We start from the raw sequence: 1,555 nt of genomic DNA, 5'->3' as shown, positions 1-1,555 counted from the left end.
CTTCAGACACATCAAGATCTTGCTGCAAATATTCATAACCACAAAAATATTGCCAATAAATATTTTCCTTTAGCTCTTCCTCCGTAAACGAATCAGAACCGTTGTACATAGCTTGAAGCATTGATAGTGCTAGCATTACTCTATGATCTTTCTTATTTCTACCAAATTGCTTGATTTCAATGTTAGGCAATGCTCTGGCTTCAAGTTCAGACCAATTTACTAAATCCCTTAGTTTATATAACTTGTTTTTAGGATTTAGTTTTGTAGATAATTTCTCTTCAAATAACCTTTCTTGTTTTTGGAGAAAAGTAATATTTTCTATAGGCATAATTTTAAAATCCGTAAGCTTTATGCGGTAATTATACCATTTTCTTATGGATTTTGTAAGCTGTTTATGACATGAAACCCCTTGTTAATTCAGGCGGGGAGAGTTTTGACGGAGGGACTAAATAGTTTTCTTATTAGGTCTTAAGATGGAAGCATCCACTGTTTTGATAATTTATGCATTTATGGGTACGTGATTTATATGCAGTTTTAGTAACTTAGTCTGTACAGCTCCACCATCATGATATAATATTAAGGTTGTTTAAAATGTCAAAGCTCTGCATTTAAACAAAATAGGGGATGCTTCCCCATCAAGTTATAAATTTAAATTTTGTTCAAGTGTTGATACTCGTGCATAACCTATTAACATTATTTTATATTTATTGTTTAGTATAAAAGTATGTCATATCTCATTTAAATAGAAATATTTATATACCTTGATATTGACTATACTTTATGACACACTACTACTCAAGCAAAAGTAATTAAAAACATATTTTAAATTACCAAGACAAAAACGACCGTTTGTGACACAGGGGGTGCTAGTGGATTTTTGAAATATTTATTAGTAATAACTAATAAATATTAACTACAAAATAGCTTAAGATTTAAGTTTTTCAATTTCTACAATAGATAAACCAGTAGCAAGAGAGATATTTGTAATATCTATATTTTGAGCAAGTAAATTCCTAGCAATCTCAATTTTTTCTTCAGCTTTACCTTCAGCCTTACCTTCTACTAACCCTTCAGCCTTACCCTCTACTAACCCTTCAGCCTTACCTTCTACTAACCCTTCAGCCTTACCTTCTGCTTTCATTTTCTTAAGACTATTGGTTTCTATCCTTAGCCATTTTAGATGATCTTCGTAAAAATCTCTTTCTTCATCACTAAAATTCATTACTTCTAAAACAGTGATCGCTTTTTTAAGATTAACATCGTCAAGTTCTCTCGGTAGACTGTCTGCTTTTAGCAAATCATTTCTAGTTAGGAAAGCAGACCACATATCTAGAGAGGTTTTTACCTTGGCTACTATGTCAGAAAGTCCTTCATTAGCATTAGAGCTAAATTTATTTAGTTCTATAGTATGTAACTCTAAATCTTCAAAATATCTAAAACCCTCATTTTTTTCCGTAATATGAAAAACATTATGATAGTCTTTAGCTTGAGGTATAGAGGTGAAGTTCAATATATGAATACCTATAGCTTTTGATAAAGTAGAGTAGTCTTGGGC

Annotated in this window: 2 protein-coding genes; both read right to left on the bottom strand. The window is 31.3% G+C overall.

What is annotated here, in order from left to right; all coding sequences use genetic code 11:
- The coding region (locus tag Megvenef_RS09415; RefSeq protein WP_322776028.1) for a transposase at positions 1-328 on the bottom strand (328 nt) is incomplete at its 3' end.
- Between the two features lie 597 nt (positions 329-925).
- The coding region (locus tag Megvenef_RS09410) for an Rpn family recombination-promoting nuclease/putative transposase (protein ID WP_322777659.1) at positions 926-1,555 on the bottom strand (630 nt) is incomplete at its 5' end.

It is taken from the genome of Candidatus Megaera venefica (assembly GCF_034554655.1).
GTDB classification, from domain to species: Bacteria; Pseudomonadota; Alphaproteobacteria; order Rickettsiales; family Rickettsiaceae; genus Megaera_A; species Megaera_A venefica.
The sequence above is the reverse complement of the archived record's forward strand: the minus strand, read 5'-3'. Positions and strand labels throughout refer to the sequence as shown.